Below are 5,343 nucleotides of genomic sequence, written 5' to 3' on the forward strand. Positions count from 1 at the left end.
TCAATCGCCCATGTCACCTGCCGGATGAAATGATATTTATCCACGATGATTGTAGCGTTTGGAAAGAAGGTCTGTGCAAGTTCGGTGTAGGGGCGCCACATATCGCAGACGAAGAACTTTACCTTCAGGCGTTCTTTCCTGGGAATGTTCCGCCAATAATCAGCCAGATGGCTTTGGGTCCGATCCGGGAGAATGTCGAGGATCCGACGCTTTTTCGGATCAACCAGAATGCACTGATATTTACCGGTAGAAGCATTGCCTTTGAATTCGTCAATGGAAAGCGCTTGTGGAAGCTGGTCAGGCGGAGGATAGCTAATCGTGTCCAGAAGGCGGCAGACCGTCTGGACGGAAACACCGGTAAGCTCTGCGATCTGTTTTAAGGAAAAGGTCTGCCGGAGCAGGGAGACAATGTAAAATGCCAGCCTGCGGGTCCTGCGGTGGTAGCTGGGGAGGAACGAATAGGGTTCCGTGAACCGTTTGCGGCAGTATGGGCAGAGGTAGCGGCGTTTGCGAAGAAGCAGGATTACTTGTTTTCCTAGTAAGGGAATGTCCTGGACTTCTTGTAAACGGTAATCATGAATCCGTTTTGTTTTAGCCCCACAGCAGGGACAAGTCTGTTCTACCGGTTGGGACTGGATGGAAATTTTAATGAAAGAGTCTGCCTGAACCACTTTATTAATAGAAACACCTTCCAAGTTAAGGAAAGCCTTGGTATAATTAGGGTACATCTATAAGGGGTCACCTCCATAACATTAAACTTTGGTCGGGATAATGCGTTTAGGAGGCTTCTTATAGATGTATTTTATTACAACGAAAAGAATGTTGGAAGTGTGCTTTTCAGCACACCCCAACATTCAGTATAGAACCATAATTATTTTCGCGTAGTATAATACAACCATATATATTTGCTGGAGGAGCTTTATGCGGATGGAAACAAAAGTAGAGCTACAAAGATTTTATCCAACAGAATTAGAAGTCGCAAATATTTATCAGACGGATACAGAAATCCGCATTAAAATGTCTGCCCGCTCTAAAAGCTGTACTTGTCCAAAATGTGGGACCATTTCTGAACATCCGCATGGAACTTACGAAAGAAAGGTCCAGGATCTCCCAATCCTTGGGAAATCCACCTGGCTTTTGGTAAATACCTATGAATACCAATGTGATAATCCTGATTGTGATGTTACGACTTTTGCCGGGACTATCAATGGATTTCTGAACTACTACAGCAGGATGACTGACCGTTGTGCGGATTTTATCTGTACATTAGCATTGGAAACTAGCTGTGAAGGATGTTACCGTATCTGCAAAACAATGAATCTCAAGACCAGTGGTGACAGTGTCGTCCGCCTGCTCACAAAGCAGTATAAACTGCAGGAAGAAAATAAATGCAGCAGTGTTATCGGTGTTGATGATTTTGCTTTCAAAAAACGGCATACTTACGGGACCATTATCGTTGATGGGGCTACCCATAAACCAGTTGCCATACTTGATGGACAGGATGGAAGTGCCTTGAAGGAATGGCTTGCCAGAAACAAGCATGTGAGAACTGTAACACGTGACCGTGCCAGCGCCTATGCATCGGCAATACAGGAAATACTTCCAGATGCCATGCAGATAGCTGACAGGTTCCATCTACACCAGAACCTGCTGGAAGCAATCAAAAACACAGTAAACTCCATTGTGCCAGTGGATATTAAAATTCCCAAAGATTATGATAAATCCGGCCAGGAGACAGGATTCCAGGGAACCAATGAGGGTAAAAAAAATCCCATGCTGCGTGGATAACTTTGCGGAATACAATGAAAAAAGTGTACAGTTATACAATGCAATCCATGAATACGATGCGGCCGGATACAGTAAACGGGCCATCGCCCAAATAGTGCGTTGCGGAAGAAATACGGTCACAAAGTATCTAAATGGGGATTATGAATCCCTGTGCCGTAAGAATCTCCGTAGCGGAATGGAGCAATTTTATAATCATATCATCAGTGAACTTTCTGTCGGCATCAGCAGAAAGGATGTCTACCGTGGTCTGCTAAAAAAAGGCTACCAAGGCAGGCAGCGGCATATGACTACATGAATAAAATCATAGAACGTCTGCATATAGATATAGCGGTGTATAAAAGCACTTCCACAGAATCCATCCGGAAGAAAAGGGAACTTCAAAAGTATGATCATCTGTCGAGGAGCGGGGTATTCCGTTTCCTGTGGATGGACACGGAGATTACGACAGCTCACAAAGCATATTTGATGGAGCACTACCCCAACTAAAAGAAATGCTTGCCTGCGTCCGTGAATTCCGCGAAATATACCAGCGTAAAAATATGTCGTTACTCTATCTCTTTATTGAGAGATACAAAAACTCAAACTTAAAAGAGATTGCTCGTTTTGCAAAAGGCATAGAGAAAGACCTATCTGCTATAGAAAACTCCGTAGCCAGTCCATTATCGAATGGATTTGTTGAAGGAACAAACAGTAAATTAAAAATGGTAAAGCGAACTATGTATGGACGTTGTAACAAAGCTTTGCTGGAAGCGAAACTAATGTATTCCTGAGGTTAAGATAACGGAAAAATGGGTCTGTGAAAAAAGGCTCTTTGTCAATAGTTGGGGTGGGATTTGTTAAAATCCCGCCCCAATTCTATGAAAAGGGCTCTTTTTATGTTTGGTTCCAGGTTTTACTGATTTTGGGCATGCCAAATAAGCCTCCGCATTACCGACCATTTTATCCTATGATGTACAGTGGAGTATCCGCGTCCGGAACCGTTTGAAATTCCGGATTGGATATACCGGTGCGGTGAAACCGCTGTTCCGGAAAACTGGAAACCCCCAGTCCGGTAAATGGAAACCGTTAATCCGGAACAGGGTACCGCTATTAAGTACTTACTGAGTGCGAGTTTACTCGCTTAATGCCGGATCCAATCCATATACCTCCCGCATAGACCGATAGTTTACTGGATCTGTTGGAATGATATTAATCTTATAGGCATCATGTTTAATGCGGTCGAGGATTGCCTCCGCAAGAGGACTGTCATCGCCTCCAAGCTGGTCGTACCATCCACTCTGATCGTACTGCGAGCAGAAGATCGTGGATGAGTTCCTGCGTCTTCGATGAAGAAGTTCCAAAATATCATGCTGTTCAGACTCTGTCGGCCTGAGAAGGAGCCATTCATCAATGATCAGAAGTACAGGATTGGCATACTTGGCTTGTACCTTTTTATAAGTGCCGTCATTACGTGCCATTTCCAGGTCAAGAAGTAGGTCAGGAAGACGGACATATCTGGTTTTAAAACGCTGCTTGCATGCTTCCATGCCAAATGCGCAGGCCATATATGTCTTTCCGCTTCCGGTGGCTCCGGTGATGAAAAGATTTCGATGTTCTGTAATGTACTCACAGGTAGCCAGTCTTTCAATCAGAGTGCGGTTGAATTTGCGCCCGGATGAATAGTTGATATCAGAAATGTGGGCTTCAGGCTGGTCAAATCCGGCATTTCGGATCAGACGTTTCAGGCTGTTGCTTTTCCTGTTGCTGTACTCAATATCAACCAGCATCGCAAAACGGTCCTCGAAAGCAACTTCTTTCATTTTGGGGTCATCCAGTTGGGTACGGAAAGCGTCAGACATTGCTGTCAGCCGCATTTCAATCAGTTTATCCATTGTACTTTGTGTAGTCATAATTCCTTACCTCCGATAGTAATCAGCGCCTCTTGTGAGCGCATGGTTGTTAGTTGCGGGTGTGGACGGTTGCTCCTTATTGGCTGGATCTCCCCTGTCATTTCCAGTATCAAGGATGTTCTTGATGCTTTTATAACTGGGTGCTGCCGTAAAGGAAAGAGTCTTTTTGCAGGCTGCCTCAAGGCGGTCAACAGAGTACTTGTCTGCAAGCTTTAAAAGCCCCATACAGCTTCTGTATGACTGTTGCTCCACACGTTTGGAGGTAAGGATGTTATCTATTACTTGGTAGGTACTATTACCGATACGTTCCGCCCATTTGCGGAAACGATCTCCATTCCATTCGAGATATTGTTGGTGGGAAACCGGCATATGCTCGGTAATTGTGCTGTATTGTCCCTTTCGCCCATAAAGCCGGCGATGGGATGCGATACGGTTGTTATTGTAAAAAATCTCAATGGTCTTATCTGTAACCCGCACATCGACTTTGCGCTTTATATATTCATGCGGAACTGAGTATAGCATTCCGGCGCAAGATATGTGATAATTAAACTGAACGGTGGCTGAATGTTTCCAGCTTTTTTCGTATAGCCTGATTTAATTCACCCAAAGAGAAGAACTGTTCATTGCGTAGGGCTGCGGTGATCCATGTAGAAATATTTCCTACACAGCCCTCGGCATTTGGCTTGTCCTTAGGAGCCCGGACACGGGCGGGGATGATGGCAGTGCCATAGTGTTCAGCCATTTCCTGATAAACAGTATTGATCCGCTGGTCTTTCCAGCCTTTGTTATGGTCAACCGCTGTACGGCAGTTATCAGGCACCAGAATCTTGGCAACCCCGCCGAAGTATTCATACATATGTACATGGGCTGCAATCCAGGAAGGCTGCTTTTCGTCGATGAACGCTTCAACATAAGGATACTGGCTGTAAGTCATAACACCGACGAAAAGATAAGCATTGATGATCTCTCCGGTATCAGGATCAGTGATGCAGGCAGGATTCCCTGCCCAATCAACCTCTACCTGTTCTGCAGGTTTCCGGTTGATGTGCATGGTTGCCCGCCGTTTTAGTTCGTCTTGTTGGATATAATAACAAAACTGTGAATACATCAGCGGTTCGTCGCCGGCAAGGCGGCATTCTTCAAGGTATTCTGTCCACAGAAGTTTTTTATTAACTCCATTGCGGAGCAGTTCCTTGCGGATGTGGGCATAATCCGGCATACGTTTGTTGGTATGAGCCTGCTTACCGTTCGGCTTTGGAAACAGCAACTGCTCAATTACAGGGTCAGTCTGATCTGCATCAAGTGGCCATGAGATATTTTGCTCCCGGGCAGCCTTTAGAACCTTATTGACAGTTTTCTTTGAGACACCGCAGCTGAGCGCGATATTGGTTTGGCTGAGATTCAGACTGGCAAGTCTGATAATCTCTCGGTACTTAGTCATAAAAGATGACCTCCTTCAAATGTATTTACGCCATAGACGCATGAATACATTATAAAGGATTCGCAGTAGCGGTTTCCATTTCGGGAATAGCGGTTTCCGCCAGAACGGAATAATGGTTTCCATCAATCCGGAACAGCGGTTTCCAATCTCCGGAATGGGGGTGTAAAATCATCCGGAATACTCACGGATTCCGTAGCTGCTCCGTTTTAATACCTTTATCTTGTT

4 protein-coding genes and 1 pseudogene are annotated in these 5,343 nt (G+C 45.0%); 2 read left to right on the top strand and 3 right to left on the bottom strand.

All coding sequences use genetic code 11. From position 1 onward, the window contains the following. On the bottom strand, positions 1–728 hold a 728-nt coding region (locus tag DWX59_RS28275), incomplete at its 3' end, for an ISL3 family transposase (protein ID WP_117563472.1). A 199-nt stretch (positions 729–927) separates the two neighbouring features. Between DWX59_RS28275 and DWX59_RS28280 the strand changes: the two genes are divergently transcribed. Continuing rightward, positions 928–1,788 (top strand): transposase, encoded by an 861-nt coding sequence (locus DWX59_RS28280; protein ID WP_117563474.1) that lies wholly within the window; start codon positions 928–930, stop codon positions 1,786–1,788. A gap of 422 nt (positions 1,789–2,210) precedes the next feature. Beyond that, the gene (locus tag DWX59_RS29550) at positions 2,211–2,558 is read left to right on the top strand and encodes a transposase (RefSeq protein WP_235845211.1); all 348 of its coding nucleotides are present in this window, start codon (positions 2,211–2,213) and stop codon (positions 2,556–2,558) included. A gap of 342 nt (positions 2,559–2,900) precedes the next feature. Here DWX59_RS29550 and DWX59_RS28295 read toward each other — a convergent pair whose 3' ends face one another. Next, positions 2,901–3,677, bottom strand: coding sequence for an ATP-binding protein (locus DWX59_RS28295; protein WP_117563473.1), 777 nt, complete (start codon positions 3,675–3,677; stop codon positions 2,901–2,903). Positions 3,678–3,683: 6 nt separating this feature from the next. Then, positions 3,684–5,118 (bottom strand): annotated as a pseudogene (gene istA, locus DWX59_RS28300) (IS21 family transposase). Between the last annotated feature and the right edge of the window lie 225 nt (positions 5,119–5,343).

It is taken from the genome of Enterocloster aldenensis, from assembly GCF_003434055.1.
GTDB classification, from domain to species: Bacteria; Bacillota; Clostridia; order Lachnospirales; family Lachnospiraceae; genus Enterocloster; species Enterocloster aldenensis.

Coding starts and splice junctions, on each gene's coding strand:
- DWX59_RS28280 (WP_117563474.1), top strand. CDS start 928: ATGGAAACAAAAGTAGAGCTACAAAGATTTTATCCAACAGAATTAGAA.
- DWX59_RS28295 (WP_117563473.1), bottom strand. CDS start 3,677: ATGACTACACAAAGTACAATGGATAAACTGATTGAAATGCGGCTGACA.